General features: G+C 64.9%; 24 protein-coding genes and 3 pseudogenes. 14 read left to right on the plus strand and 13 right to left on the minus strand.

The window, feature by feature from the left end:
• Positions 1-42: 42 nt before the first annotated feature.
• Positions 43-1,221, minus strand: a complete 1,179-nt coding sequence (locus K6I40_RS16140) for an SPFH domain-containing protein (protein WP_222920031.1) — start codon at positions 1,219-1,221, stop codon at positions 43-45.
• 72 nt (positions 1,222-1,293) lie between these two features.
• Complete coding sequence (locus K6I40_RS16145; protein WP_222920032.1) at positions 1,294-1,908, minus strand: NfeD family protein; 615 nt, start codon at positions 1,906-1,908, stop codon at positions 1,294-1,296.
• 277 nt (positions 1,909-2,185) lie between these two features.
• Here K6I40_RS16145 and K6I40_RS16150 point away from each other — a divergent pair, with 277 nt between their 5' ends.
• The 5 genes from K6I40_RS16150 (at position 2,186) to K6I40_RS16170 (ending at position 8,321) form a co-directional block, all read left to right on the plus strand.
• A complete protein-coding gene (locus K6I40_RS16150; protein WP_222920033.1) occupies positions 2,186-3,274 on the plus strand; it encodes a M48 family metalloprotease in 1,089 nt (362 codons plus the stop codon).
• Complete coding sequence (locus K6I40_RS16155; protein ID WP_222920034.1) at positions 3,271-4,917, plus strand: DUF4129 domain-containing protein; 1,647 nt, start codon at positions 3,271-3,273, stop codon at positions 4,915-4,917. The genes K6I40_RS16150 and K6I40_RS16155 overlap by 4 nt, the downstream gene beginning before the upstream one ends.
• Positions 4,914-5,588 carry a hypothetical protein gene (locus K6I40_RS16160; protein WP_222920035.1) on the plus strand — a complete coding sequence of 225 codons (675 nt, stop codon included), beginning with the start codon at positions 4,914-4,916 and terminating at the stop codon, positions 5,586-5,588. The genes K6I40_RS16155 and K6I40_RS16160 overlap by 4 nt, the downstream gene beginning before the upstream one ends.
• Before the next feature lie 289 nt (positions 5,589-5,877).
• Positions 5,878-6,939 carry a DUF58 domain-containing protein gene (locus K6I40_RS16165; protein ID WP_255682098.1) on the plus strand — a complete coding sequence of 354 codons (1,062 nt, stop codon included), beginning with the start codon at positions 5,878-5,880 and terminating at the stop codon, positions 6,937-6,939.
• Positions 6,936-8,321, plus strand: a complete 1,386-nt coding sequence (locus K6I40_RS16170) for a hypothetical protein (RefSeq protein ID WP_222920036.1) — start codon at positions 6,936-6,938, stop codon at positions 8,319-8,321. The genes K6I40_RS16165 and K6I40_RS16170 overlap by 4 nt, the downstream gene beginning before the upstream one ends.
• On the opposite strand, the gene K6I40_RS16175 is transcribed toward K6I40_RS16170, so the two are convergent.
• Positions 8,310-9,275: a MoxR family ATPase gene (locus K6I40_RS16175; RefSeq protein ID WP_222920037.1), complete on the minus strand. Its 966-nt coding sequence runs from the start codon at positions 9,273-9,275 to the stop codon at positions 8,310-8,312. The two genes, K6I40_RS16170 and K6I40_RS16175, sit on opposite strands and share 12 nt — an antisense overlap.
• Before the next feature lie 83 nt (positions 9,276-9,358).
• Complete coding sequence (locus K6I40_RS16180; RefSeq protein ID WP_222920038.1) at positions 9,359-9,706, minus strand: hypothetical protein; 348 nt, start codon at positions 9,704-9,706, stop codon at positions 9,359-9,361.
• A 236-nt stretch (positions 9,707-9,942) separates the two neighbouring features.
• Here K6I40_RS16180 and K6I40_RS16185 point away from each other — a divergent pair, with 236 nt between their 5' ends.
• From K6I40_RS16185 to K6I40_RS16195, 3 genes are all read left to right on the plus strand, one after another.
• Entirely contained in the window at positions 9,943-10,377 is a 435-nt protein-coding gene (locus K6I40_RS16185) for an SPW repeat protein (protein WP_222920039.1), read from the plus strand.
• Positions 10,378-10,513: 136 nt separating this feature from the next.
• Entirely contained in the window at positions 10,514-10,855 is a 342-nt protein-coding gene (locus tag K6I40_RS16190) for a YbjQ family protein (protein ID WP_222920040.1), read from the plus strand.
• A 200-nt stretch (positions 10,856-11,055) separates the two neighbouring features.
• A complete protein-coding gene (locus tag K6I40_RS16195) occupies positions 11,056-11,583 on the plus strand; it encodes a helix-turn-helix domain-containing protein (RefSeq protein WP_222920041.1) in 528 nt (175 codons plus the stop codon).
• 18 nt (positions 11,584-11,601) lie between these two features.
• Here K6I40_RS16195 and K6I40_RS16200 read toward each other — a convergent pair whose 3' ends face one another.
• On the minus strand, positions 11,602-12,621 hold the full coding sequence (locus K6I40_RS16200; RefSeq protein WP_222920042.1) for an AI-2E family transporter: 1,020 nt from the start codon (positions 12,619-12,621) through the stop codon (positions 11,602-11,604).
• Between the two features lie 117 nt (positions 12,622-12,738).
• Here K6I40_RS16200 and K6I40_RS16205 point away from each other — a divergent pair, with 117 nt between their 5' ends.
• Complete coding sequence (locus K6I40_RS16205; protein WP_222920043.1) at positions 12,739-13,476, plus strand: DUF547 domain-containing protein; 738 nt, start codon at positions 12,739-12,741, stop codon at positions 13,474-13,476.
• A gap of 27 nt (positions 13,477-13,503) precedes the next feature.
• Here K6I40_RS16205 and K6I40_RS16210 read toward each other — a convergent pair.
• Positions 13,504-14,207, minus strand: a pseudogene (locus K6I40_RS16210) (amphi-Trp domain-containing protein).
• A 142-nt stretch (positions 14,208-14,349) separates the two neighbouring features.
• Here K6I40_RS16210 and K6I40_RS16215 point away from each other — a divergent pair.
• Positions 14,350-15,153, plus strand: coding sequence for an HNH endonuclease (locus K6I40_RS16215; protein WP_222920044.1), 804 nt, complete (start codon positions 14,350-14,352; stop codon positions 15,151-15,153).
• 69 nt (positions 15,154-15,222) lie between these two features.
• Here the strand turns inward: K6I40_RS16215 and K6I40_RS16220 are convergent, their stop codons facing one another.
• Positions 15,223-15,981, minus strand: a complete 759-nt coding sequence (locus K6I40_RS16220; protein ID WP_222920045.1) for an Lrp/AsnC family transcriptional regulator — start codon at positions 15,979-15,981, stop codon at positions 15,223-15,225.
• Between the two features lie 286 nt (positions 15,982-16,267).
• Between K6I40_RS16220 and K6I40_RS16225 the strand changes: the two are divergent.
• Positions 16,268-18,569, plus strand: a pseudogene (locus tag K6I40_RS16225) (amino acid permease).
• A gap of 21 nt (positions 18,570-18,590) precedes the next feature.
• On the opposite strand, the gene K6I40_RS16230 reads toward K6I40_RS16225, so the two are convergent.
• The 5 genes from K6I40_RS16230 to K6I40_RS16250 all read right to left on the minus strand — a co-directional run bounded on the left by K6I40_RS16230 (position 18,591) and on the right by K6I40_RS16250 (position 22,797).
• Positions 18,591-19,319 carry a nucleoside phosphorylase gene (locus K6I40_RS16230; protein ID WP_222920046.1) on the minus strand — a complete coding sequence of 243 codons (729 nt, stop codon included), beginning with the start codon at positions 19,317-19,319 and terminating at the stop codon, positions 18,591-18,593.
• Between the two features lie 123 nt (positions 19,320-19,442).
• Positions 19,443-19,745 carry a HalOD1 output domain-containing protein gene (locus K6I40_RS16235; RefSeq protein ID WP_222920047.1) on the minus strand — a complete coding sequence of 101 codons (303 nt, stop codon included), beginning with the start codon at positions 19,743-19,745 and terminating at the stop codon, positions 19,443-19,445.
• Positions 19,746-19,885: 140 nt separating this feature from the next.
• The gene (locus K6I40_RS16240) at positions 19,886-20,770 is read right to left on the minus strand and encodes a PfkB family carbohydrate kinase (RefSeq protein ID WP_222920048.1); all 885 of its coding nucleotides are present in this window, start codon (positions 20,768-20,770) and stop codon (positions 19,886-19,888) included.
• Positions 20,771-20,852: 82 nt separating this feature from the next.
• Positions 20,853-21,674, minus strand: a complete 822-nt coding sequence (locus K6I40_RS16245; RefSeq protein ID WP_222920049.1) for a DUF63 family protein — start codon at positions 21,672-21,674, stop codon at positions 20,853-20,855.
• A 118-nt stretch (positions 21,675-21,792) separates the two neighbouring features.
• Positions 21,793-22,797 carry a ribose 1,5-bisphosphate isomerase gene (locus K6I40_RS16250; RefSeq protein WP_222920050.1) on the minus strand — a complete coding sequence of 335 codons (1,005 nt, stop codon included), beginning with the start codon at positions 22,795-22,797 and terminating at the stop codon, positions 21,793-21,795.
• A gap of 72 nt (positions 22,798-22,869) precedes the next feature.
• Between K6I40_RS16250 and deoC the strand changes: the two genes are divergently transcribed.
• On the plus strand, positions 22,870-23,547 hold the full coding sequence (deoC, locus tag K6I40_RS16255; RefSeq protein WP_222920051.1) for a deoxyribose-phosphate aldolase: 678 nt from the start codon (positions 22,870-22,872) through the stop codon (positions 23,545-23,547).
• A gap of 120 nt (positions 23,548-23,667) precedes the next feature.
• On the opposite strand, the gene K6I40_RS29020 is transcribed toward deoC, so the two are convergent.
• Positions 23,668-23,811 carry a rubrerythrin-like domain-containing protein gene (locus K6I40_RS29020; protein ID WP_222920052.1) on the minus strand — a complete coding sequence of 48 codons (144 nt, stop codon included), beginning with the start codon at positions 23,809-23,811 and terminating at the stop codon, positions 23,668-23,670.
• Positions 23,812-24,128: 317 nt separating this feature from the next.
• Between K6I40_RS29020 and K6I40_RS16265 the strand changes: the two genes are divergently transcribed.
• Both K6I40_RS16265 and K6I40_RS16270 read left to right on the plus strand, forming a co-directional pair.
• Positions 24,129-24,959: a methyltransferase domain-containing protein gene (locus K6I40_RS16265; protein WP_222920053.1), complete on the plus strand. Its 831-nt coding sequence runs from the start codon at positions 24,129-24,131 to the stop codon at positions 24,957-24,959.
• 235 nt (positions 24,960-25,194) lie between these two features.
• Positions 25,195-26,672 (plus strand): annotated as a pseudogene (locus K6I40_RS16270) (HPP family protein).
• The last annotated feature ends 96 nt before the right edge of the window (positions 26,673-26,768 follow it).

The raw sequence follows: 26,768 nt of genomic DNA on the forward strand, positions 1-26,768 counted from the left end.
ATGCGTTCCGTCCCGCTGACGACCGGTAGCGAGACCGGCTGATTAGTCGCTCGAGGACGGTTCGTCCTCGTCGGCCGCCATCTCGGTGCCGCCATCTGCCTGGCTCTGGAAGTCCTGATCCATCTCTTCGATGACTTCGTCGGGATCCGAAATATTTGCCGGATCCTTGCCTTCCTTGATCGCCTGGGCCTCCTGTTCCATCGCTTCGACGTCCATGTCCGCTTCCTGATCGATCTCGCCGATGATCTCGGCGATGTCGTCCAGCCCGATCAGTTCGCGGGTCTCGTCGTCGAACTCGCGGCTCTCGAGGTCCGCCCCGTCTCCCTCGACGTCGCTGCCGGAGAGGTGCTTTCCGTAGCGGCCAACCAGCGAGGTGAGTTCCTGAGGCATGACGAACGTCGTCGACTCACCCTGCCCGATGTCGCCGAGCGTCTCCATCCCCTTGTCGATGATGGCGCGTTCGCCCATCGACTCGGCGGAGCGGGCACGCAACACGGTCGAGATCGAGTCACCCTGCGCTTCCAGGATCTGGCTCTGCTTTTCACCCTGGGCGCGGATGATCTCGCTCTGTTTGTCACCCTCCGCTTTCTCGACGGCGCTGCGGCGTTCACCCTGTGCCTCGAGGATCATGGCGCGGCGTTTCCGCTCGGCGGAGGTCTGTTGCTCCATCGCGCGCTGGACGTCCTTCGAGGGGTTGACCTCGCGGACCTCGACCGACTCGACGCGGATCCCCCACTCGTCGGTGGGTTCGTCGAGTTCGGTGCGGATGCGGGCGTTGATCTCCTGGCGCTTGTTCAGCGTGTCGTCGAGCTCCATGTCACCCAGCACGGCACGCAGAGTCGTCTGAGCGAGGTTCGAAACGGCCTTCTTGTAGTCGTCAACCTGCAGGAACGCCTTCTTAGCGTCCATCACCTTGATGTAGACGACCGCGTCGGCCGTCACTGGCGAGTTGTCGCGCGTGATCGCTTCCTGTCGGGGCACGTCCAGCGTCTGGGTACGCATATCGAACGCGTACGTGTTCGAGACGAATGGTGGGACGAAGTTGATCCCCGGCTCGAGGAGCTTGCGGTACTCCCCGAAGACGGTCAGGGCGCGTTTCTCGTAGGCGTCGACGATCTCGATCGCGCTGAGTAGTGCGGCGACGACGACGACGAGGACAAGCGCACCGACGAGTAGCAGGGCACCGCCGGTGGTTTGCATCGGTAACAGTTGGGCAATCATATTTCGAGGTTACGGCGGCGGGGAGAAAAGCGTTCCCTTATTTTGTCAACATGTGCGATTCGATCGCACGCTTCAACTCGATTTCTCGGTTTCCGTTTCGGTCTCCGGTTCCGATTCGGGTCCGGTCATCGATTCGCCGCCGTCTGCGGCCTCTTGCTCGTCCCGCTCGGACGACGCGGCCTTGTCACGTGCGAGCGCGCGGTCGATCTCGTCCTCGCCGATCGCGTTGACGGATTCGACCGTGAGGACGTTCCCGCCGCCGGGATCGATGACGATGACCTCCTCGCCTTTCTCGATCGTCCCGTCGGTCGTCCGCGCACTGTAGTAGGGAGCGAACCCACCATCGGCGAGTTTGACTTCGCCGCTGCGAGTCGTCACGGTCTCGGTGACGTAGCCAGTCACACCGGACAGCGAGTCCGAGTCCGTCGTCCGAGCGGTGCCTTTCCCGCCGTAGAAGTCGAACTCGTTGTATACGTACGCAGCCGCGAGCCCGATCATGAGGGTCAGTCCCGCCAGAATGATCGGGCTAAGCGGGGTCGGGAAGAGCACACCGATCAACCCCGCGCCGACCAGAGCAATCCCGATGACAATGAGGTGCGCTCCCGGTGAGATGGCCTCGAGCACCATTAACACGAGACCCACTACCAAGAGCAGGAGCGGCACGTTCCCCACGAGGGATTCGACCATATGTAGAGCTATAGTCTCGCGCGAATTAAATGTTTGTCAGTGCCACAGCGCCGGTCGGATCGGAAGCCCGTGAGACGAGTGCGCTGTCACCCCAGCGAACTCTCCGGCGGCAAGTGGTCGGTGATCGATCGGCCGGCGATCGCTGGCAGCGGCGCTCGTCAACAGCGGCGTTCGAGGCGAGGGCGACGAACGATCGGTGACCGAAAGACGATACCCGACCGAAACGTTCGGGGAAAATTTTTGGTCTCGCAGACGAGAATTCGACCAAGCGCCCTGCATGAACCTTCGCTTGCGGATCGGTGCCGTCCTCGGCGTATTCGTCGCGATCACCGCCGCGTTCGTCCTCGCACTGCTGTGGGCGTACGGCGTCCTGTTACCGGGACTCGTCGGCGGTACGATCGTCTACCTCCAGTACGGAGCCATCGAGTTCGACCTCGTCCGGTTGCCGGTATCGCTGGTCACGGCACTGGTATTGATCGGCGGTTTCCTCGCGGCACAGACGTATTACGGCTACCAACGCGTTCTCGCGGGGACCCACGGTAGCACCGGTGGCGAAGCCCACGCCGTCGCTCGAACGGTTCGACGACTGGCGATGCGAACCGATATCCCGGAACCGGACGTTCGCGTCGTCGCCGACAACACGGCGAGTTGTTACACCGTCGGCCGGCTCACCGACGCGACGGTCGTCATCACGACGGGGGTAGTCGAGTCCCTCGACGCCGACGAACTCGAGGCGGTACTGGCCCACGAGATCGCTCACGTCGCCAATCGGGACGTGACGCTGATGACGATCACGACGCTGTTTCTCGAGGTCGCCGATCGAGCGTATCACGCGGCGCGGCTCGCGCGCCGCGCGCTGGCTGATCCCCGCGAGCTATCGGACGGCGGCCGGGTTGCACTGTACTGGTTTCTCCCGCTGGTCGCGCTGACCTACGTCTTCGTCGCGCCCATCCTGTGGGTGTTTCCCGCCATCGCCGACTGGGCGGCGCGAACGCTCTCGCAGACCCGGGAGTTCGCCGCCGACGCCGCGGCCGCCCGGATTACCGGGAACCCGATGGCCCTCGCGAGCGCGCTGGTGACCCTCGCCGAGACGACTGGAACGCCGGAGACGGACCTCCGAGCCGCGAAGACCCGCGCGCTGTGTATCGTCCCGAACGATCCCGTGACGGGCGAGGATACGACGTCGCTGCCCCGGATCCGGCGACCGACGGCCGACACGCGTCGCCGCGAGCGAGTGACCTCGTGGCTCGAGGCCACCACGCCGTCGGGACCAGTCGGCGGTGACGGCTCCGCGACCCACCCGCCCGTCGACGCCCGCGTACAGCAGTTGTACGAGATGGCGGCCGAACTGGAGGGACGAGCGTGACTGGGACGCGTCGACTCCTGTTCGTCGTCGGCTGCCTGTGCTGTTTGCTCGCAGTCACGAGTGCCCTTCCTGCGGCTGATCCGCGACTCGACGGTCCCGGCGACAACGGCGGAGAGCCGATCGCTGGCGACTGGGAATCGATAGATGAGACGCCCGAGTTCGACACGGACCCGCCCGACGACACGACCGAACGGAACGATGATCGCGACGAATCGGATGAAAGTGAGATCGAGATCAGCGGTGATATCGAACCTGGAAGCGAGGTGACCGTCGATATCGGCCACATCGGCCACTTCAGTACCAAAACGATCGCAGTGAACGGCGAAAACGTCACGGAAGCCGAGACGCTCGGGAGCACCAAGGTCACCGTTCCGTACGCCGAGGAGATGACCGTCACGGTCCCCGAGGACAACCGCTCGCGGACCGTCGATGTACCGACCGACGCGACCATTGAGACCCACGGTGGAGCGGCTCCGGCCCGTGATCTCGACATCTCGGCGTCGGTCGGAGAGACACCAATGTCCAACGCGACGGTGACCCTCGACGGGAAAGCCGTCGCGACGACCGACGGAGACGGCGAAACCGCGGTGACGATGCCGGAAACCGCCGGACCAGTCGATCTGCACGTCGAGCGCGGCCCGGTGACGGGCGACCGGACCGTCGACGTCGCCGAACCGACGGTCGAGTTCATCTCACCGCTTTTGTTCCCCGGCTCGCCCGCTCCCGTGCAGGTGTCCGCCGACGGGCAGGAGGTTTCGGACGCGACGGTCTCCCTCGAGAGCGGCGGGACGGCGACAACCGGCAGCGACGGGCGGACCCACGTCTGGCTGCCGATCGGCGACGAGGCGACCGTCACGATCGAGGTTGGCGAAGAGAGCGCGACGGCGACCGTCGGAAACCTCTATCTCCGGCTGACGACGGTCGTAGTGTTCGTCCCCGGCTTCGTCATCGGCGGCGTCATGACCTATCTCCGGCTGGTCGCGAACAGTGAGCGACGGCGCGGAAACGCGGCGACCGGTCTGTTCGTCGCGCTCGCGGACGTCTTCGACGCCCTCGCCGACGCGCTCAGTGGACTCTTCAGCGGGGTCGGTGAGTTCAGTTGGCCGTCGATACCGCTCCCGACGATATCGCTGCCGCGCCTCGAGTTCGGCTGGGCTGGTCGCGGGGCCCCGTCACTCGGGCCGGCCCTCTCGTCGGTCGGCCGTGCGTTCGTGACTCTTCCCTCGTTCGGATCGCTGGGGTCGCTCGGCCGGTCATCGAGCGGCAGCGACGGTTCGGTGCTCGCGGCCGTGTTCGGAACGAGCGACGACGATTCCGACGAGACGAGCAATCCCGCGGACGACGGTCCCGACCTTGCAGCCGAACCGCTCACGCCCCGCGGGCCTCGGGCGGAGATCCGTGCGACATGGCACGCGTTCCTCGACCGACTCGAGGTGGACGACCGCGAGACGGCAACCCCCGGCGAGGTGGCCCGTGACGCGCTCGCTGCCGGGTTCCCGGCCGAGAACGTGCGCCGGCTAGTCGCGATCGTTCGCGACGTCGAGTACGGCGGCCGCGAGGCGTCTCCGGATCGAGTGGCGGCGGCGCGAGCGACGGTGCGTGAACTGCTCGATCACGAGTCGGACGAGGAGGGATCGGAATGAGTCGCGGCTCGTCGCCGGGGTCGTGGCAGCGACTGATGAGGCGGCTCGAGACCATTGATTCGGAGGGGATCGCGACGGCGGTGGTCGGTGGCGGGGCCCTCCTAGCGGTCGGAACGGTGATCCTCGGCGGCTTCCTGCCGTCCGTGCAGCCGCTTATCGTGGTGCTGTATCCGTTCGCAGCGATGTTTCCAGTGCTCGGAGCCGTGATCGCTGTAGGCGTGTGCTGGTGGGCGTGGACCACCGACCGATCGAACGGATCGCAGTTGCCTGAGGGGCCGCCGCCCGAAGCGGGAGCCACCGGCGCGGAGCAACCGGTCGGTCGCGAGACGGAGTGGACCCTCCTCGACGCCGGGGACGGCCGGTACCGCTGCCGTCGGAACGAGTCAGCCGCGGACGTTCGCCGACGGCTCGTCGACGGTGCGGTTCGCGTCGTCACGACGAAACGCGGACTCGCAGCCGACGCGGCCCGCGAGGCCGTTCGGTCGGGAACGTGGACCGACGATCCGGTCGCCGCTGCATTCCTCGCCGCGGACCTCCCCCAACCGCCCCGCGAACGGCTGCGTGCCGCGGTCGACCCCGGAGCGGCGTATCATCGCCGCGTCCGTCGCACGCTCGCGGCGATCGAGGCGATCGACGACGGAACGACCCGGAGCAAGGAGGGGGACCGATGACCGGACTGACCGTCGAACGGCTCGCAGACACCGACTGGGCCGTCGCCGCGACGCTCGCGCTCACCGGACTGGGCATCGCCGTCGGGAGCCAACTCCTCGTCGCCGCCGCCACGCTTCCGCTGTGGTATGTCGCCGCGTCCGTCCTAGGGAGTAATCAGTCAGCGATGGTGCGTGTCCACCGCCACGTTGCGGTTCACGACGTCTCGAGCGAGGCAGTCGACGCTGACGATCCGTCTCGATCCGACGCCGACGCGGAGCCGATAGCCGGTGACCCGGGGACATCGCCACCGTGCGGACGACCGTCCAGAACGCCGGGTCGGAGACGGTCGTCGATCTGCGCGTCGTCGACAGCGTTCCCGACGCGTTGCCGGTCGTATCCGGCTCGCCGCGCGCTTGCGAGACGCTCGAGCCTCTCGAGGAGACGACCCTCGAGTACGAGGTTGAACTCCGGCGCGGCGAACACGCGTTCGGCGACGCGACGGTGCGAACGCGCGATCTCACGGGGACGGTCGCCGAGACCTGGACGGCGAGCGTCGAGGGCAACGATGCGATTCGCTGCTCGTCGACCGTCGAGACGGTTGGGCTGGGCGACGGGACGAACGACTACGCGGGCGAGGTCCCCACCGACGAGGGTGGCAGCGGCCTCGAGTTCTACGCCGTCCGCGAGTACGAGCCGGGCGATCCGGTGCGCTCGATCGACTGGCGGCGGTACGCCGGCACGCGGGAGTTAGCGACCGTCGAGTACCGCGCCGAGCGGGCGACGCGGATCGTCTGCGTCGTCGACGCGCGGCCGAATCAGTTCTACGCGGCGACGACCGAACGGGTCCCCGCGGTCGAGCACTCGGCCAACGCCGCCGAGCGGACGTTCGAGACGCTGGTGGCCGCGGGCCACCCGACCGGCATCGTCGGCATCCACGACCGGCGGTTGACGAGCGTCTCGCCGGGTACCGGCCCAGCGACGAGACGGGAAGCGACGGAGCTGCTGGATGCGATGCAGATGCCGGAAGACTACGATCATGTGTCGTACACCCGGACGCGGACGGACAACCCGAGCGAAGCGCTCTCCCGGACGCTTCCCGGCGAGGCACAGGTGTACCTCTTTTCTTCGTTCATCGACGACGAGCCCCTCGAGCTCGTCGAGGCGCTTCGGGCGCGAGGATACGCCGTTCGCGTCGTCTCTCCCAATGTCACGGCCGGTGCCGACGACGTCGCGACTCGGCTAACGGCTCTCGACCGGGGGACGCGACTCGCTCGCGCCCGCTCGACCGGGGCTCGCGTCCTCGACTGGGATCGCGAGCGATCGCTCGGCGTGGTACTCCGCGACGCCGTCGGGGAGGTGGCGACCCGATGAGCGTTCCGGACGACCGATTGCCAACGACTGTCGGATGGGGGATCGCGCTCGCCACCCTCGTCGGTGCGATCGCGCTCGCCATCCACGAGCCGATGGTTGCCGCCGGCGTCCCCGTTGGATTCGGTCTCGCGGCGGCGATCGGAGCCGTCGCCGGGTCGAACTGCCGCGTCACGATCGGGGCCGCGCTGTTACCGCTCGCCGTCGTCGTCGGGATCGCGGTCGTCGGTCTCGCGGGTGTGCCGGTCGCAGGTCTCTTGGCGGTCATCGGAGTGGGTCTCGGCGTCTCTGTCTGCGGTGTCGTCTTCGGCCAGCCAACGTCGGTCGCACTCATGCGAACGGGCGGGGCCGCGCTCTGTGCGGCGGTCCTCGCCGGCGCGAGTGCATTGCTCGCGCTCGGCATCGATTCGGTGGGCGGTACACGGGCGGCACTCACCGCGGTCCTGTGGCTCACCGGCGACGGCGTCTCCGGACTGCTCGTCGCGCTCATCGTCGCCCCCACCGCGGTCGCGTGTGTCCTCTTCGTCGTCCCGCCGGCGGTGGTTACTGTCCCCACGAGGCACGATTCGTACGTCGCGAGCAGAAACGCGCTCGCGAAGCTCGTCGGGTTCGCGGCCGCGCTCGCGGTCGTCGGGCTTTCGATACTGGTGGTGCTCTCCTCGCTCGTCCCGGCGCTCGAGCCCGTCGTCGAAGCGGTCACCGGCAGCGTCGCGGTCCGCGGACTGCTCGTGGCCGTGACGGGGATGGCCCTCATCGTTGCCACGGTGGCGGTCGTCGTCCGGGGCGCGTGGGTACAGCGGAGCAACCGACGGAACGCCGCCATCGCGGTCGTCGCGGGCTCGGTTCCGGGGGTGGGGCTCCCGTTCGCGGCGGCGATCGGCGTTGGCGGTACCGAGACGACGCTGGTGGCAACGCTCTTCGGTGCAACGGCGGCCGTACTCGGTATCGGCTGGCTGGCGACCTGGCTGTACGAGGGCGTCGTCACGAGAGACGAGGCCCCGGGCTCCGCCACTGCGGTCGCTGCCGCGCTCGCCGCGGGCGGTATTGTCAGCGGTGCGAGCGTCGACACCGTGACGTTCGGACTCGCGACGATCCGGGCGGCGGCGGCGACGTTCGTCCCGATCGCGGCCGCACTGTTCGCGTACGACGTGGGCCGCTATGGGCGGACGCTCGCCCGCAAGATCGGGGCCGAGACATCGTCTCGCCGGCCACAGCTCGTGCGACTTGGCTGGAGCGGTGGCGTCGCGACCGTCGGCGTCCCCGTTGCGGCGCTCGGGCTAGCGGGCGCGGCGGTGCTCGCACCGACGCTGTCGGTGCCGGCGACGGCGGGCGTGGTCGTCGCCGTGGCCGCGATCGTCGGCGGGACGTGGGTGCTAGTCCGCTGACGGCGGCTCCATTGCCGGGACGTCACACTCCTCGAGAACGGCGTCGATGACCGCGCGCCGGGAGACGCCGTCCACGCTCGCCTCGGGAGTCAGGACGAGCCGATGGGCAAGTGCGGGACCGGCGATCCGTTTGACGTCTTCCGGGACGACGTACTCGCGGCCCTCGAGGGCGGTACAGGCACGACTGACCTCGAACAGCCGCTGGACGCCGCGGGGCGAGACGCCGACGTCGACGCGGCCGTCGGTCCGGGTCGATCGGCAGAGCTCGCCGATGTAGTCCCGAACCGGTCCCTCGACGGTGATCTCCTCGGGAACACGCTGGAGCTCGAGCACTCGCTCGCGATCGACGATCGGCTCAACGGTCGGGTCCGGGCGGTCGCGGTCGGCCCGGCGGTCGATCAACTCGCGCGTCCCCTCGGCGTCGGGATAGCCGAGCGACGTCTTCACCATGAAGCGGTCGCGTTGGGCCTCCGGCAGTTCGAAGGTTCCTTCCTGCTCGACGGGGTTCTGTGTCGCGATGACGACGAACGGGTCGGGAAGCTCGTGGGTTTCGCCGTCGACTGTCACCTGTCCTTCCCCCATCGCTTCCAGCAACGCGGACTGGGTCTTCGGCGGCGCGCGGTTGATTTCGTCTGCGAGAACGACGTTCGCGAACACCGGGCCCGGGGTGAAGTGGAACTCGCCCGTCTCCTCCTCGAAGACGTACGAGCCGGTGATATCGGCGGGCATCAGATCCGGCGTGAACTGGATCCGGGAGAACTCGAGACCGAGCGCGGTCGCGAACGAGCGCGCGGTGAGCGTCTTGCCCGTTCCGGGCACGTCCTCGAGCAACACGTGTCCGCGGGCGAGCACGCCGGCGGTGACTTCCTCGAGGACGGAACGATCGGCGACGACTGCGGAGAGGATTTCGTCGACGACGGCCTCCGCCGTCGCCGCGGCGTCGGGGACTGACATACCGATAGCGGCCCCTCCGTGAACTTATATCTCACGACAGCCGACACGATCGGGCGGGGTTGCGTGGTGCTCGAGAGCGCGGACTAGTCGTCCGATTCGGGAGCGAGACCGTCGTTCGTCGGCCCACTTCGGTAGACTGCATAGAGGACCAACACCGCGATCAGGAAGTCGAAGCCGTGCTCGACGAGATGGTGGACCGTCATCGGGACGAGTCCGAGGACGGTCCCCAGCCCGGTCACCGAACGGACGACGAGCACACCGAGGACGACCGTAATCAGCAGATAGCGGAGCGTCCGACGCCGGGAGTATGCGACGAGTCCGGCGACGAACAACACCGTCGTTCCCAGTGCTGCGAGAGCGATCACGCAGATAAGGATGGGCGCGAGCTGGGGATCCAACCACTCGCTGGCGACCGACAGTGCGAGCACCATGAATCGATACCCATACTGGGGTGGACGCCCACCTATTCGCTTCGGTTCCTCGATTGGAGACGACGTGGATCGCTATCCCACCGCTGTCTCGTCCGGATCGGCCGGCGCTGATCGTCCGGGTCGAGTCGTCTCGGAACGGTCGAATAGCAGGATCAGAACCGCTGACAAGGATCGTCCCGACAGGTGCAGGCACGCTCGTTTTACTCGAATGGAGGCTATCGTAACGTGAGTGTAACATGAGTGACACACCAAATACCGAAACCGACCGGGATACTCGAGCCGACTACAACGCTCTGAACACGGACGCGATGCAGTGGCTGAGCGCCCTCGTCGCGCTGATCGGGCTCTACATCGTCGCCTCGCCGTTCATCCTCGAGTCGACGAACGCGGCGATCTGGAACGACACGCTCGTCGGGACAGCGATCTTCCTGACCGCGGGCTACAACTTCTACCGGCTGTCGAAGGATCGGTTGGCGAGCGTCGGCGTCGCATCGCTGGCCGTCCTGCTCGGCCTGTGGGCACTCGTTTCGCCCGCCGTCATCGAGATGGGGAGCAACGAACTCGCGACCGGCACCGCCATCTCCGGGCTGGTCGTCGCTGCCCTCTCGGCCTACAACGCGTACGCGAATAGGAAGGCCGACACGCCCGAACGGACCCGTGCTCGAGCCTGAATCGGCTGACTGCGGTTCGTCAGTTCGAGCGGGCCGAGTCGGCCCGAACGAGGCGGTACATATATTCGTTCACGATGTGCCGACGCTGTAACTCACGCTCTCGGTTTATATTGCACTCGAGTGTACGCTACTCTGTATGGTAGAGACAGACGTGACGATCACGACGACGGACAGTCTCGAGGGGCGTGAAATTGCGGCGTATCGGGGCGTAATCTCGGGCGAAGCGGTCATCGGTGCGAACGTCGTCAGCGACATCGCTGCCGGCATTCGGGACGTCGTCGGCGGACGGAGCGGGTCCTACGAGAAGAAGATCGAGCAGGGACGGACGGAAGCGATCGCCGACCTCAAAGCCGAGGCAGCGGACTTGGGTGCCGACGCCGTCGTCGGCGCGACGTTCGATTACGAGGAGATGGGAGAGGGAATGCTATGGGTCAACCTTTCGGGAACCGCCGTCGAGACGCGCCGCTCTAACGAGTAGCGACGAGTAGTTTTCATCACTGTGTCTGCGTTCGCGGCAGCGACCGCGATCGCTGGAGCCGTATTGGTCGTTTCCCGTCAGCGATTTCTCACGAGATTCGTCCCCGCCATTCCCGAGGGCTGGGAACGCACGAAACCCGTTATATGCACCACGGCGCTAGCGGCAGGTACGTCCCAGCACGGGTCGACCACGGGAGAGCAATGACCGACACTCGACAACAGATTCAGGCACACATCGGTGCGAACGCCGGTATCCATTTCAACGAACTCGTCAGGGAATCAGACTTCGCGCCGGGACAGGTCCAGTATCACGTCCGGCGGCTGCGCGAAAACGGGCGACTCGTCCGCGAGGAGTTCTACGGCCGCACTCACTACTACCCGCCGGCGTACGACGAGTGGGAACGGGCTGCTCTGGCGCTGTTTCGTCGGGAAACCGCCCGAGAGACCGTCGTCTACCTGATCGAACACGAACCGGCCGGCCCCGGATCGATCACCGACGCCCTCGATATCGCTCGCAGCACGCTCGAGTATCACGTCGACCGGCTGGTTGAGCACGGCCTCGTCGAGAAGCGCTACGACGAGCGAAACCGCGTCATCCTCGAGCTCGCAGAGCCCGAAGCGACGGGCCAGCTACTGACGACGGTGACGCCGACAGTGCCGGACCGACTTGTCGATCGATTCACGCGGCTCGTCGACGAGTTGCTCGCAGGCACAGAGAAGTCACAGTAGGGCGGCGCGGCTCGCTGATTATTGCATTCCGGGCTCGTTCTCGAGGCGATCATAGTGGTCGTTCATGACGGACAGCGTCGCGATCAGCGCACCGAGGACGACGGGGCCGTAGAACAGTCCCATGACGCCGAACGCGTAGACGCCGCCGAGGACCCCGAGGATGATGACGGCGGGGTTGAGCTCGGCGTAGCGATCGACAACGATCGGACGGAGATAGTCGTCGGAGAGGCCGACGACGATCACGCTGTAGCCAAATAATCCCGCCGCGAGCAGCGGTTCGTTGGTCAAGAGGAGATAGATCACGGCTGGTCCCCATACCAGGAATGACCCGATCAACGGAATCAGCGAGAGGATGATCATGATGAACGTCCAGAACGCGGCGTTGGGAATGCCGGTCGCGAGCAGCCCCAATCCGGCGATGGTGCCCTGGATAATCGCGATCAGGACGTGTCCGGCGAGGACGGCCCACATGACCTCATCCAGTCGCTGGTAGAAATCATCCTGAACGTCGTCCGGAAGCGGCGTCAACTCCCGCATCCAGGCCAGGAGCTCGCTGCCGTCCTTGAGCAGGTAGTAGAGCAGGAAGATGGTGAGTCCCAGTCCGATCAGGACGTGGGTGATCGCGCTGAACCACTCCGTCGAGCGCCCGAGAACCACCGATCCGATATTCTGTGCGACGTCGGCGAGCACCGACGGAAGGTCGACGGTCTGTCCGGTCTCTTCTTCGATCACCCGCTCGAAGTCACCCATTTCCAACGAGTCGGTGTTGACCTGTTCGAGGAGGCGTCGGGCGTCGTTGGCAACCGCCACAACGATGAGGATAAGTGGGACGACGAAGCCGGCGACCGCGAGCAAGACGAGCGCACCCGCAGCGAGCACCGGTGACACCCGCCGCTCGAGGCGCTCTTGGACGGGATAGAGGACGTACGCGATGAGGATAGCACCGAGGATATACTGAGAAAACGGGCGGACAAGTAACAGCGAGAGGTACGCGAAGAGGGCGATAAGGACGAGGAGGAACCCCTTACTGAGATTCACACCCATTATTTCTGCAGTCGCCTGCATAAAACCACGGTATGAACCTGTCCCTACATCGGACTGTCGTGTGTACCCGTCACACGGCTTCAAGGGCCTGCTTCGTGAATTTCGAACCGAATGTCGACTCAGCTCGATCCCCTCTCGCTCTCGGCCGATCTCCTCTATACGGTCAAGACCGAGGGTGACGCCGATCCGTTGCGGGAGCATCTGGCGTCGCTCGAGCGATCGCAATTAGAGCGGGCGCTCGCCAGTCGCGAGGGAAAACTCTCTTTCTGGCTCAATTGTTATAACGCCTACGCCCAGTTGCTGTTGGAGGAGGAAGAGCCCGACTTGGTCGAGGGAGGCCTCCTCGATCATTGGAAGTTCTTCGCACGCGATCGGATTCCCGTAAGCGGGGTCTGGCTGAGTCTCAACGATATCGAGCACGGACTGCTCCGCAGTTCGAAGCAGCCATGGGGCTTTGGCTACCTCCCGCGCCTGTTTCCCTCCACGTTCGAACGGCAGTTCCGCCTCGCGGAGTGTGATCCACGGATTCATTTCGCGCTGGGTCACAGCCCCGAACATTGCCCGCCAATCGCGGTCTACTCGCCACGGGATGTCGACGAGGAACTCGACATCGCGATCGAGTGGTTCCTAGAGGAGAACGTCACTTATGACGATGCGGAAAACACCGCGACGGCTCCGCGACTGTTCCGCCAGTACCGCGGTGATTTCGGCGGCAAACGGGGCATCATTGACTTCCTCCGGGAGTACAATGCCGTTCCGGACGACACCACGCCCGCACTCGAGTACGAACGAGTCGACCACTCCGCGGAGCTCGACGTGGATTTAGAGGCCGACGACGTTCGGCCGTAGTTCGCCGACGGGCCGTCGGCGGCGCGCCTATTCGAGACGCCGAATACTCGCCGTCGGTGCGCTCCGCATCACGCTCCGGGCCGCTCGTTCGGCGTTCGATCGCGAGCTGTACCCCTCGCCGCTGTCGGCGACGATATTCCCATTCCAGTGGACGAGCCGCCAGCGCCATTGCCCCCCTTGTCCTCGTAGACCTCGAAGCGGCTGGTTCGACCGGAGTCAGCCGCCTGGTCGGCGGTCGCGTCGTCTGCTCCGTCAGCCGTCACCGCTGTTTCCGCTGCATCGACGTCGTCCCCGTCACCGTCGCGATCCGCCACCCCTTCGAGGGGCATCACTGCCGCTGCGGGATCGACGTCCTCCGACTCCGTCTCCGCACCGCGCTCAGCGGTCTCAGCGGTCTCATCGTCGGCGGTCGAGTCGCGATCGGAGACGCGAACGCTCGAGCCATCAGGATCGTCCCACTCGAGTTCGAGTTCCAGTTCGCCGACTGGCAGTTCGGCGTCGGAATCGTACTCGACCTCGAATTCGGCAACGACACGCTCCGGGACGGTGATCCTAACGGTCCGGTCATCGCTGTCCAGACGAAGGGGACGGCCGGACTCAAAGGCGGTCGCGAACTCACGGAAGACGGCAGCGAGTTCCGAGCGGTCGTATCCCCGCTCGAGTTCGAACTCGTCCCCGTCGGCCGCGTCCGATTCCTCCGGTCGGTCCGTATCGTCCGGCGAGTCGCTCATAGGAACACGTACGACCGACTGCGAGTTAATATTTCGCACTGCCCGTGCGGGATAGCAACGGGCTGTCCGTTCAGGATAGCAACGGGCGTCGACCGCGCGGACTGTCGGAGCGTTTTTGTCGCCGCGCTGTCTTCGCTCGCCCGTGACTTCACGCGACTGGCGTGCCGACCGAGAGGCCGTTTTCGACCGCGACGCGTTCACGTGTCGCCACTGCGGGACCGACGGCGGCGATGACCCGGAGATGCTCCGAGCCTACCCCGTCGGCGAGGTTCCCCTCGAGGGAGACGTCCACGAGAGTGCACTCGTTACCGTCTGTGACGAGTGTTTCGAGACACTTGACTCCCCGCGGGCGACGGAGGCCCCGGCTACCGACGATTTGTTTCACCTCGTCCGCGAGACCACCCGACTGCAGGGGACGACCATCTCGGCGGTCGCCGACTTCGCGTCGCTCGCGACGTCGCTCCCGTCGACCCTCGAGTCCGCCCTCGAGGAGGAGACCGATGCCGACGTCGGTGAATCTGTGTCGGAGTATCGCCGAACCAGACGCGATATTCTGCTCGCTGTCGCCGTCGTCGACGCCCGACTCGAGCGACTCGCGTCACTCGATGACGACACATATGACCCGGCGATCCAGCGCCCGCTCGCAGCGTTTTCCGACACCGCGGCCGAACTGCAGTCGACTCTGCGTGAGGTCATCGCACTGAGCGAAACGGTTGCGGTCGGCCTCGAGCGCTGTCAGGGCTGTTTCGACCCGATCGAGGGAGAGACGTGTTCAACCTGCGGACTCAAGGGACGCGAGACGGCCAACTGGCAGGAGGACGACGGAACCCTTGCGTTCGAGCGGCTGTTCGCGACGATCAACGAGCGGCTCCAGGGTGCCTCCGAGACGACCGAAACGTTGACCGACCGAACGACGGCACTGGCTGAGCAGCTCACAGCGGCGTAACGGCAACGTGACGGTCGAGTACGCCGCTGTCAGCGTCTGCGACGGGGACGACTACGTGTCGCGTGGCCGTCAGGAGTCCGATTCCTGACTCGAGTTGAAGTTTGCGATCGTTTCTTCGGTCACCCCACCTCGTGAGAAGAGCGTAACGATGTCGTCGGGGCGGATTTCCGTGTCACCGTGGGGCGTGAGCACGGTATCGTCCCGTTCGATGGCGATAACGAGCGTGTCATCGGTGAGCGCGTCGCAGCGGGCCGCCTCCTGAATGCTCATTCCGGCGGCCGGCGCATCCCGATCGACGGTCACTTCGGCGACTTCGGCATCACCGGAAAGACTGATGAAGTCAGTGAGGATGGCGTTCTTCGTCTCGTCGGTGGGTCCGTACGGCGAGTACGCGCATGTCGTCTCGGTCTGGACGAGGACCTCGTCCTCGATCTCGACGCCGAGATCCGAAAGCGACCGCGCGATCCGCCGCAGATCCTCGGTGTCCTTTCCGACCGCGAGCACGTGCAGATTCCGCCGGCCGGTCATCAACTCCCGAACGTTGGTAACCCCCGGGATGATCTGTGCCTGCCGCGCGACCGATTCTCGCTCCGAGACGGGCGCGTTACACATGAAGAGGTTCGTGAGATGCCCCTCTGCCCGTTCGAAATCGATGCTGGCGTGGTAGCCGGTGATCACGCCCTGTTCCTCGAGTTGTGCGATACGGTTTCGGATCGTTCCGGGAGAGACGTGTACCTCCTCCGCAATCGTCGGAGCCGAGGTGTTTCGAGCGTTGCTCATGAGCGCGTGTATGATTCGACGATCGATCTCGTCGAGTCGATAGTCCATACTGGCTCTGTCGTCCGTCGGCTACTATATGCTGCGTTGATCGATTGCATAATAATCATTTACCTGTCGTCTTTCAGGTGTAAGTAATTTCATGCCCGTAGAATCCGTTATCATCAATAATACCGGGTACTTTATGGCGCTGTCAGGGAAAGAGCCGCGCAAATGATCGAGACCGCGATCCGACGAGGGCAACCGTCAGGCAATGGGACGGAATCGGTACGTGGATTCGATCGATCTCACACGAGTGCGGATCGGCCGCGAGCCACACTGCGACGACGCCGTACCCATGAGTAACGACGAACTCGCTAAGGATCTGGGTCTCGCCTCCGCGCTTGCGATCGGCATGGGGACGATGATCGGGGCAGGTATCTTCGTCCTTCCCGGCGCTGCCGCCCAAGAGGCCGGTCCGATCGTGGTCGTCTCGTTTGTCATCGGCGGTGCGATCGCGATGGTCAACGCCCTGTCAGTGAGCGAACTCGGGACGGCGATGCCGAAAGCTGGCGGCGGCTACTACTATGTCAATCGGGGCCTTGGCCCGTTGTTCGGTTCGATCTCCGGCATGGGCGACTGGATGGGGCTGGCCTTCGCCTCAGCGTTTACTGCATCGGCTTTGGCGGCTATCTCACCGACCTGCTGGCCGGGACGATGCTCGCCCTGCCGACGCTCGAGGCCGGCCTGTTCGCGATCTCTGACATCCAACTCGGCGCGCTGATCGCCGGACTGCTGTTCGTCGGCGTCAACTACGTGGGCGCAAAGGAGACCGGCGGCGTCCAGACGGTCATCGTCACGGTCTTGCTCGGCATTCTCACCGTGTTCGCCGCCACCGGCTTCCTCCACTTCGACTGGGGGACGCTGACGACTGACGGCTTCGCGCCGACCGACCAGGGGTACGGCGGGATCCTCCCCGGAACCGCTCTCGTCTTCGTCTCCTTCCTTGGCTACGCGAAGATCGCGACCGTCGCGGAGGAGTTGAAAAATCCCGGCCGAAATCTGCCGATCGCCGTCATCGGCAGCGTCGCCGTCGTGACGGTGATCTACGCCGTCCTCGTCGCCACGATGGTCGGTATCGTCCCCTGGCACTCGCTCGACGATAACGTCCCCGTCTCGCAGGTCGCCGAAATCACGTTTGCCGGGGTTCCCGTCCTCGACGCGGTCGGCGTCACCCTGATCTCGCTGGCAGCGATGCTCGCGACCGCCTCGAGCGCCAACGCGTCGATCCTCTCGTCGGCCCGCATCAACTTCGCGATGGCCGTGACAAGATCGTCACCGACAATCTCAACGAGATTCACCCCCGGTACGCGACGCCGTACCGCTCGATCTTGCTGACCGGCAGCATCATCATCGTGTTCATCGTCGCGCTCGGCCAGAGCCTCGAGATCCTGGCCAAGGCGGCGAGCGTGCTCCACCTGATCGTCTACGGCCTGATGAACCTCGCGCTGATCGCCTTCCGGCAGGCAGACGTGCCCGAGTACGATCCGGACTTCCGGGTGCCGTTCTATCCGGTGACGCCGATCCTTGGGACAGTGCTTTCCTTTGGGCTCATCGGCTTCATGGATCCGGTCGAGATCGGCTTGAGCCTCGCGTTCGTCGTCATCGCGGTGCTGTGGTACGCGCTGTATGCGCGTTCGAAGACGCCACGGCAGGGCGTTCTCGGCCAGTACATCCTCGATCGCGCCGAGGTGATGCCCGACATCGCGGTTTCGGCAGCCAGCGCGGCCAGACCCGACAGTTCGGGCGAGTACCGCGTGTTGGTACCGCTGGCCAACCCCCGCACCGAACGACACCTAATCGAGTTCGCCAGCACGCTCGCCGCCGACCGGGACGGCGTCGTCCACGCCGTCCACGTCGTGCAGGTCCCCGACCAGACGCCGCTCAAGCGCGGTGCCGAACAGGTCGAGCAAATCGACGCCGAGTCCGCGAAACTACTCGAGCAGGCGCATGAACACGCGGCGGAATACGACGCGGCGATCGAAACGACGACGATCGTCTCCCACCGCTCGTTCGAGGAGGTGTTCGACGCCGCCCGCGAGCACGACGCCGATCAGGTGGTGATGGGTTGGAGCGAGGACCGGCCGTGGACCGCCGGTCGCGCCGAGCAACCGCTCGACGAACTCACTCACGATCTCCCGTGTGACGTCCTCGTATTGAAAGACCAGGGCTACGATCCCAGCCGGATCCTCCTGCCGACCGCCGGCGGGCCGGACTCCGATCTCAGCGCCGAAATCGCAAGCACGTTGCGCTCGGCGACGGGAGCCTCGATCGACCTGCTCCACGTCGTCGACGACGAAAGTGAGCGAGAGGCCGGCGAGGCGTTCCTCACGGAATGGGCGGCCGACCACGACATCGGGGACGCCGTACTGACGGTCGACAGCTCCGGCGATGTCGAGAGCGCGATCGCTCGCGAGGCCGCCGACGAGACGCTCGTGATTATCGGCGCGACCGAACGCGGCCTGCTCTCCCGACTCGTCCGCGGCTCGCTCGTCTTCGACATCGTGGACGACCTCGAGTGCTCCGTCCTGTTGGCCGAGCGGCCGACCGAGCGGTCGCTTCGCGAACGGCTGTTCGGGCGCTCGAGAGACGAGGAGTAACGGGGTCGTCGCGTCGAACCGCTACAGTTGGGTTGCGGCCTCGAGCGAGAGATCGATCGCGCGGCCGACATTGTTCTTGGCCTTGTCGGGGAGTTCGTCGTCTTCGGTGTCGGTTCCCTTCTGCGTGCCTTCGACGAGGTTGCCGTCGACAGTACAGATCGCGCCGGCTCGCAGACCCTTGCGGCGGGCCAGCGAGAAGACGGCGGCGGCCTCCATTTCGACGGCGAGCATGCCGGCGGCTTCCCAGTCGTCGACGGCCTCGTCGGTCTCGGCGTAGTAGGCGTCGTCGGAGGCGATCGGGCCGACGTGGACGTCCTCATCGTTTGCTTCGGCGGAATCGACTAGCGCCGACAGCACGTCGTAGTCCGGGACTGCGGGGTACTCGGCGGCCTCGTAGCGCTTGCTCGTCCCCTCGTTTTTCGCCGCACCGGTCGCGACGATCATGTCGCCGATCTCGATCCCCGACTGGAGCGCACCGGTCGTCCCGACGCGGATGAACGTCTCGACGCCGACGTTTGCCAGTTCCTCGATCGCGATTGCGGCGGAGGGACAGCCGATCCCCGTCGAACAGATCGTCAGCTCTCGGCCCTCGTAGGTGGCGTTAACGGCCTTGTACTCCCGATTCTGTGCGATCGTCTCCGACTCATCGCAGTGGTCGGCGATGCGGTCGACCCGCCCGGGATCGCCCGGAATGAGTGCGATGTCTGTCAGGTCGCCGTCATCGACCAACAAGTGTGGCTGCGTCGCCATACTGTCGGATTCCGCGGGCGGTGCAAAAAAAGGTTCGAGGAAGGTCGAGGGGAGGACCGATTCGGCCGGCGATCCTTGACGCCACCCTCTTCCCGCACCCGACAACGGCTCGACCGGCGGATCTCAGTCGGTCGGACGGACATCGACGCGCTCGGGCCGAATCGTGACTACCGCGTCATCGATCTCGAACTCGACGAGCCCCGTCGCTCGGGTATCGCCGCGGTTCGTCTCGGCGAAGAGGCTGTCGAGTGCATCCGGATCGATGTGATCGTAGAGCTGCGTGCTGGTCCCGGTGACGTCATCACCGAAATACTGGGCCAGTGCCATTGCAGCGGCGATACTCGGCGGTTCGTCCAATCGTCGCTCGTATCGGACGGGCCGTCTGAGGCCACATCCGTGCGAGTCGTTTACCCTTCCTTCCGTCATGTCTCTCAGTCACCATATGGTGACTGTTCACTCGAGTGGGCAACGGCCCAACGCATATAACTACCGTCAGACGACACCCGGTGAGAATCGCAGGACTGCGGTCCTGTCAAGGATTCACAAGAGAGGGAAGAAACCACCGGTCATGATCGGCGTGTGAGAACGTCCTCGACTGCCCCAATCGTCGGCGCACTCCGTGCGCCGTCTCGGCCCGCGGTCAGCGCACCGCAGGCGTTCCCGTACGCGAGCGCACGGTCGATATCACCCCCCTCGAGCCACGTCGCGAGAAACCCAGCGGCGAAGGCGTCGCCCGCCCCGGCGGTATCGACGGGGTCGACGTCGAATCCCGCGTGAACGACGGTACGGTCCGGTGTGTACGCTTCCGCCCCATTAGCCCCGCAGGTGACGACGACGATCCCATCGTCGTCCGCGTCCGTCCGGTCGTCCCCGAACAGCGCCGCGGCTTCCCGATCGGTCACGAAGACGATATCCGCGAGTGCGAGCGCCTCGTCATACTCTCGATCCCCGAGTCGACGGCCGGGATCGAAACTGACGGGAATCCCCGCGTCGCTCGCGATCCGTGCGATCGCGGCGGCCGTATCGGGCTGTTGCCCTGTGAGGTGAACGTGATCGGCCGCCCGAACCCGGGCCGGCTCGATATCGCCGGGCGTGACCGCCTCGTTGACCCCGTCGTTGCCGAGTATCGCGACCTCGCCCGTTTCATCGACGAGGAGATACTTGACGGCCGTCTCGGCCCCCTCGATCACGCGCACGCCCGAAATCGAGACGCCCGTGGCCTCGAGCTCGCGACGAGCGAGCAGGCCGTGATCGTCGTCACCGACGCTGCCGATCAGCCCGGCCTCGACCTCGAGCCCGGCAAGCGCGGCGGCGACGTTGGCGGCGCTGCCGCCACCAGACTGGCGTTGCGAGCGGATCGAGGCCTCGCCGTCGGGTTCGGGGAACCTGTCGACGCGGAGAGTCACGTCCCAGTTGACGTGGCCGGCAGCGAGTACCGTGACCAAATCCATTCGATGATAGTGAGAAGACGGCCTCACGCGGCAAAAGTCTAGGTGACGGCGCGGCGCGCGATCGCGGTGGGTATTGCGAGGCTCAGCCGACGATGAACAGCAGCGTGTTGTGGACGGCCGGTCCGAGTCCGACCGCGGCGACCAACGCGAGGATGATCCGGGCTTGCTGGGGCCGTTCCTCGACGTATTCACGGAAGAGTCCGAGGATAACCATCGCGAGGGCGACCTTGACGAGGACGAACAGCCAGCCGGCACCGATGTACTCGGCGGTCGGCAGCGCCGCGCCGGCCTCGAGGAGCAACAGGGAGAGCGGCACGTCCTCGCCGGCCGCGAGGACGTCGTACCCGATCGCAGTCGTGACCCCATCTAACGTGTGCCCGAAGACGACGAGTGCCCCCGTCGCGCCCGTGGTCGCCGCGACGTCGGTAAACCAGAGACTCAGTGCGACCCAGGCAATCGCAGTGACGATGCCAGCGACGACGACGGCGATGACCGGCCAGAACGGCGCAATAGTCCCGTTCTCGATGCTGAGAAAGAGCGTGAAAACCGTGAAGACAGTGAAAAACGCCGTTCCGGCGATACCGACGAACCGGGAGATCGTTCGCTGGAGCCCGCCGACGTGGAGGAAGATGGCGACGATCCAGACGGCCCCCGCGATGATCGCCGTCACCCCGTAGACCATCGGCGCGGTAAACAGCAACTCGATACTTGGCGGGAACGCGGCCAACTTGTAGAGAACGTGGAGACTCGCACCGAACATCATCCACGGTGCGAACGCGATAACCGTTCGATCGGTCACCGGCGGCTCGAGCGCCCACAACAGTGCAATGACGCTGCCGAGGATGACGATGACCGGTACCAACAGGTACCACGGTGGAACGACGAACCCCTCGGGTAATACCATATAGGGTCAATGGCTCACACCAGTAACTAACACTTTCCGATCATCGAATATTCAGAGCAGTGAAACGTTTTCTCGCAATCGGCGGCGAATACGAGGTGTGTAACCGAGAGCCGTCGGCTCAGACCGCCCACGGTTCGTCTGTCGTCTCGCCGAATAGCTCTCGCATGAGTGTCACGATGCTCTCCGGCGGGAACTGGCCGCGCTCGGTGACGATCGCGTCGACGTACCGTGCCGGCGTCACGTCGAAGGCGGGATTGTCGACAGTCAGCTCGTCGTCTTCGGCGACGGGTTCGTCGCTATCCTCGCCCCCACCGCCGGCGATCGTCGCTCGCTCCTCGTTGGAAAGCACTTCGCGCTCGTCGCGCAGTTCGATCTCGACGGTGTGGCCTGTCATCGTGTCCGGGTGCAACTTGATCGTCTGGGCCGCGACCATCACCGGCACGCCCCGCTCGCGGGCGTTGACTGCGAGGCCGCTCGTCCCGATCTTGTTGATCACGCTGCCGTCGGCCGCGATGCTGTCGGCCCCGACTAACACGTGATCCGCCCCGTCCAGATACCGGCGGGCCGCGTTATCCACGATCACGGTCACCGGAACGCCCCACTCCCGGAGCTGTCGTGCCGTGATATGTCCCTGTTTTCGGGGCCGGGTCTCCTTGACGATCGCCTCGAGGTCTTTCCCCGCCTCGAGGGCGGCCTCGATACAGGCGAGCGCATCCGTCGAGTGACAGTGGGTCAGCACGACGTCGCCGTCTCGGAGCCGGTTCGCGCCGATCTCGCCGAGCGTCTCCTGGGCCCGCTCGAGATCGTGACGGAAGGCCTCGGCGCGGGCAATGGTCGATGCCCGGAGATCGGCGACGGTCTCGCCGTCCATCCCTCGGAGCACGTACCGAAGGGCGTTCGGGAGACTGACCGCGGTCGGCCGCGTCTCGTAGAGCGTTCTGGCGGCGGCTCGCAGTTGGCGTCGGAACGCCGCCGGGCTCTCGGCTACGGAGTGGTCGGCTTGGGTCGCGAGTGCCGCCGCGGCCGCGTCGGCGATCGTCGCCGCGCCGCGGATCTCCATCGCGGCGATGTCATCGGCGGTGGCTTCGACGGCCGGCACGACGCGGGGATCGACATTTCCCATGAGAAGTGATTCCATGCCCCGAGCAAAAAGTGATCGGGCGGCTTTTTCCCCGTCCGCCGAGTCCGCTCGCGTATGGACCGCAGCGAACTCGCCCCCCTGATCGACCACACCGTTCTCGGTCCCGAGACGACCCCCGCCGACGTCCGGAACGTCCTCAACGAGGCCGCCGAGTGCGGAATGAACGCCTGTATCCCGCCGTACGCGGTCGAACTGGCAACCGAGTACGCCCCCGACGTGACTCTCGCGACGGTGATCGGGTTCCCACATGGGCAGCACGCTCCCAAGGCGAAACGAAAAGAGGGGGTCGCCGCCTGGCAGGAGGGCGCGGACGAACTCGACGTCGTGATCAACGTCGGTCGGCTGCGAGCGGGGGAGGACGGCGCGGTCAGAGCCGAACTCGAGGAACTGGTCGCCGCCGTCCCGATCCCGGTCAAAGTGATCATCGAGGCCCCGCTGCTGACCGACGCCGAGAAACGACGAGCCTGCGAGGCTGCCGCGGCGGCCGACGCAGCGATGGTCAAGACCGCGACCGGGTTCGCTAGCGTTGCTTCTCCGAAGCAACGTGCGAACGGCGAAGCCGTGAGTGCCGGCGCAACCATCGACGACGTCGAACTCATGAGCGAGTTCCTCCCCGTCAAGGCCAGCGGCGGGATCGGCAGCTACGAGGAGGCCATCGCCATGCTCGAGGCCGGAGCCGAACGAATCGGGGCCTCGAGCGGGGTGGCAATCCTCGAGGGTGCGCCGGAGTAGCCGGTCTCGTTCAATCTAACCAGCATCTGCCAGAAAACGCGTGCAAGATACAGAGAACGTATTCCCTGCTATTAGTAGCCGTCAGAAGTGATTTCCACTCCTATTACCTCTGAAGGTGGATCACTCCTGTGGTTTACTGATATTTAGCATTTCACCCTCGCATTTCGGGCACTCCATCGGATGTTGGTCGGCCTTCATTCTGTGTCCACACCTCGTACATTCGAATGTGTACGGAGGCGATGTCCTGGTTGTTTGTTCCCCCATCGCATTTCTAGCTAATACGCCCACAATAATCAATCTTAGGACTACATTCGACCAGTTATTGCGACATGATCGCTATAGATGGGGAGTTAGGTATCAGCCTTGATCATTGCGGATTCAGAATGAGTTCTCCTCGCATACTCGTGATGGTGTGGGAATATGATGGAAAATAGTTAATAACTATTTGTTCTCTCATAGCGTCTCTAGGACCTGTCTTACGATGACAGTACAGGCAAACCCGGTAGATGGTAGTGCAGTGATAGACTTCCGAGAGAGACTTCACAGTCCTATACTCTGGCCTACCAAAGCAGGGAACACTCATGACCGCTGAGGACCGCCTCGAAACGCAGGCCGCGTGGGACAAGGTCGCAGCTGGTTTCGACGAGTATACCACACCCTTGACTATCTCCTTTGCGGAGATGGCCCTTGATAGAGTCGATCTCGGCCCAGAGATGCGGTTTCTCGACGTGGCCGCCGGCAGCGGAGCCCTCAGCATTCCGGCGGCACGCCTCGGCGCGGAGGTAGTGGCGACCGACATCTCTCCCGCGATGGTTGAGTTGCTCACTGCGCGTGCACGGTATGAGGAACTGGCCGATATCGAGGCCCGTGTCATGGATGGCCACGCCCTCGAGTTGGCGGACGATACCTTCGATGTCTCCGCATCTCAGAACGGTGTCTCGCTGTTTCCGGACATGCAGCGCGGACTGCGCGAGATGGTACGTGTCACGAAACCAGATGGGCAGGTGCTGATCCTCGCGTTTGGTCCACCGACGGAGGCAGAATTTCTCACGTTCTTCATGGAGGCAATGCAAGCGGCCATTCCTGGCTTCGATGGCCTCCCGGTGGACCCCCCGCCCTTACCATTCCAGGTGGCAGATGCCGAGAAGTTGCGCGCACAGCTTGCCGACGCTGGACTGAACGATATCCGCATTGACACCGAGACATGGGACATGGAAATCCAGTCCGCCGAGCACCTCTGGGACGTGGTGGTCAACAGCAACCCAATTACCACAACTCTGGTCGCCGACCTGACCCAAGAGCAAATTGCCGAGGTCCAGAGGGTCCTAGAGACCAAACTCCGAGACCGTTCCGGAGGGAGCGGCCCCGCCGTCCTGACCAACCGAATGCATATCGCCATCGGGACCAAGTGACAACGCTGGTCTGGCCGACAGTATCGAGTACATCAACTCAGTTCACGTGGTCGAGGTCAGTACTGGATATAGCTGAAAGATACACGCTGTCTATTCAGCATGCCTCAGCGAACATCACTTGCCTCCGATAGACTGTCCATCGCTCACTAAGCACAGAGACTTACTGACGCATTCGTCCGATCAACTCCCGAGCGAAGCCGAACAGTTTTGGTCGCTCCACGAGCAACGAAACCCCATGCTCGAGCAGGTGCGCGCACGACTTCGCGCGCTCGCGAGGCGACTCCGTCGGTTGGAGCGACGCGAACTCGACGCGTTCGTCCGGTGGATCGAGCACACTGGGAACCTCCTGCATCTCTCGATCTTGGTGTTCGTCCCGCTGCTGATCGCCGCGGTGACGTGGTTAGCGAACATGACGGCGGCGATCTCGTTCTTGCTGTTTCCGCCGTTGGCCTCCGGAACGTACACGCTCTTCGCCAATCCGGAAGGGAAGTACGCCATGCCGTGGACGTTCGTCGGTGGGATGACCGTCGGGGCGCTCTGCGGGTGGCTCGCAGTTGCGCTCGCGGCCGCGATCGGTCTAGATGGTGGCGGAGCCAGCGCGTCCGGTGCCGCTCTGGGCGTCTTCTTCACCGGCGTTTGTACCTGGGCGCTCGATCTCGAGGTGCCGACGGCGTTCTCGACTGCCTTGCTCGTGCTCGTCACTGGGAACGCACAGTTGGCCTACGTCCTCGGCATCGTCGTCTCGAGTGCGTTCGTCGCGAGTGCGTTCGTCCTCTGGCGGGATCGCTTCTACGAACAGCGCGCTCGGTATCTCTACCAGACGACCAGCGGGGACGACCACGTCCTCGTCCCGATGGATGACTGCGAGGAGACTGTCGCCCGCTTCGCCGCGTCGATCGCCGGTGCCCACGACGCCGGGAAGGTGGTCCTCTTCGACGTCATTGACGAGGCCGAGGCCGAGCAACGACGCGACGAACCGTCTACGAGTGAGCGTCAGGACGAGACGAGCCCCACCGAACGCGCGGCCAGCGACGCCGCTCGCCACCTCGAGTCGCTCGCGGCTGATCTCGAGATGGCATACGACGTTCCCTGCGAGGTCGTGGTCGCGGCCGACAGTGGTGAGCGACCTTTTGGGTCGCGATCCTCGTCGGAGCGCGGCTCCGACGGCGGACTCTCGGCTGGGCTCACCCTCCAGACTGCACGGCAGCAAAACTGCGACCTCATCGTCGCGCCGTACGCCGAACGTGAGAGCGGCGGTCTCTCGTCGTTCATCACAGGGCTGTTCGACAGCGAAATCGACGTGATCGCGTTCCATTCGAACGGCACCCCGCGACGGCGATGGCGGGACAGCCTCGTGGCGGTCCGCGGGGCGGGCGACACTGCCCGTGCGATGCTCGACTTTGCGATCCGGGTGACCGAAGCCGGCAGACCGGTCAGCGTCCTGACCTGCATCGATAGCGAATCGCGTCGCCGGACCGCCGAGGGTACGCTCGCAGACCTCGTCGATGCGTTCTCGGGACGCTTCGAGACACACGTCGCTACCGCGTCGGTCGAATCCTATCTCAGCCGGGCCGCCCCCGGTATGACGTCTGCTTCGTCGGCTCGAGCACCGATCGCTCGGCTGCCTCGCGGTTCGTCTCCCCGCCGACGTTTCGGAAGCTCAGCGACCTCGAGGCCGACGTGGCGATCGTCCACCGCGGTCGACATCGATAGCGTACGTACGTTTGTGAATGGAACGGAGAATCGGTAGCATGGAAACAGTGACGACGTGTGTCCTGCTATCGTGGCGACATGGAATGGCCACGCCCT

The sequence above is a fragment of the Natrinema sp. SYSU A 869 genome (genome assembly GCF_019879105.1).
GTDB lineage: Archaea > Halobacteriota > Halobacteria > Halobacteriales > Natrialbaceae > Natrinema.

Bases quoted from the DNA above. Each gene is read 5' to 3' on its own strand.
- K6I40_RS16230 (WP_222920046.1), bottom strand. From the start codon at position 19,319: ATGGCGACGCAGCCACACTTGTTGGTCGATGACGGCGACCTGACAGAC.
- K6I40_RS16145 (WP_222920032.1), bottom strand. From the start codon at position 1,908: ATGGTCGAATCCCTCGTGGGGAACGTGCCGCTCCTGCTCTTGGTAGTG.
- K6I40_RS16195 (WP_222920041.1), top strand. From the start codon at position 11,056: ATGACCGACACTCGACAACAGATTCAGGCACACATCGGTGCGAACGCC.
- K6I40_RS16250 (WP_222920050.1), bottom strand. From the start codon at position 22,797: ATGGGAAATGTCGATCCCCGCGTCGTGCCGGCCGTCGAAGCCACCGCC.
- K6I40_RS16150 (WP_222920033.1), top strand. From the start codon at position 2,186: ATGAACCTTCGCTTGCGGATCGGTGCCGTCCTCGGCGTATTCGTCGCG.
- K6I40_RS16245 (WP_222920049.1), bottom strand. From the start codon at position 21,674: ATGGTATTACCCGAGGGGTTCGTCGTTCCACCGTGGTACCTGTTGGTA.
- K6I40_RS16170 (WP_222920036.1), top strand. From the start codon at position 6,936: ATGAGCGTTCCGGACGACCGATTGCCAACGACTGTCGGATGGGGGATC.
- K6I40_RS29020 (WP_222920052.1), bottom strand. From the start codon at position 23,811: ATGGGGGAACAAACAACCAGGACATCGCCTCCGTACACATTCGAATGT.
- deoC (WP_222920051.1), top strand. From the start codon at position 22,870: ATGGACCGCAGCGAACTCGCCCCCCTGATCGACCACACCGTTCTCGGT.
- K6I40_RS16190 (WP_222920040.1), top strand. From the start codon at position 10,514: ATGGTAGAGACAGACGTGACGATCACGACGACGGACAGTCTCGAGGGG.
- K6I40_RS16205 (WP_222920043.1), top strand. From the start codon at position 12,739: ATGTCGACTCAGCTCGATCCCCTCTCGCTCTCGGCCGATCTCCTCTAT.
- K6I40_RS16185 (WP_222920039.1), top strand. From the start codon at position 9,943: ATGAGTGACACACCAAATACCGAAACCGACCGGGATACTCGAGCCGAC.
- K6I40_RS16140 (WP_222920031.1), bottom strand. From the start codon at position 1,221: ATGATTGCCCAACTGTTACCGATGCAAACCACCGGCGGTGCCCTGCTA.
- K6I40_RS16265 (WP_222920053.1), top strand. From the start codon at position 24,129: ATGACCGCTGAGGACCGCCTCGAAACGCAGGCCGCGTGGGACAAGGTC.
- K6I40_RS16180 (WP_222920038.1), bottom strand. From the start codon at position 9,706: ATGGTGCTCGCACTGTCGGTCGCCAGCGAGTGGTTGGATCCCCAGCTC.
- K6I40_RS16160 (WP_222920035.1), top strand. From the start codon at position 4,914: ATGAGTCGCGGCTCGTCGCCGGGGTCGTGGCAGCGACTGATGAGGCGG.
- K6I40_RS16220 (WP_222920045.1), bottom strand. From the start codon at position 15,981: ATGGACTATCGACTCGACGAGATCGATCGTCGAATCATACACGCGCTC.
- K6I40_RS16175 (WP_222920037.1), bottom strand. From the start codon at position 9,275: ATGTCAGTCCCCGACGCCGCGGCGACGGCGGAGGCCGTCGTCGACGAA.
- K6I40_RS16235 (WP_222920047.1), bottom strand. From the start codon at position 19,745: ATGACGGAAGGAAGGGTAAACGACTCGCACGGATGTGGCCTCAGACGG.
- K6I40_RS16240 (WP_222920048.1), bottom strand. From the start codon at position 20,770: ATGGATTTGGTCACGGTACTCGCTGCCGGCCACGTCAACTGGGACGTG.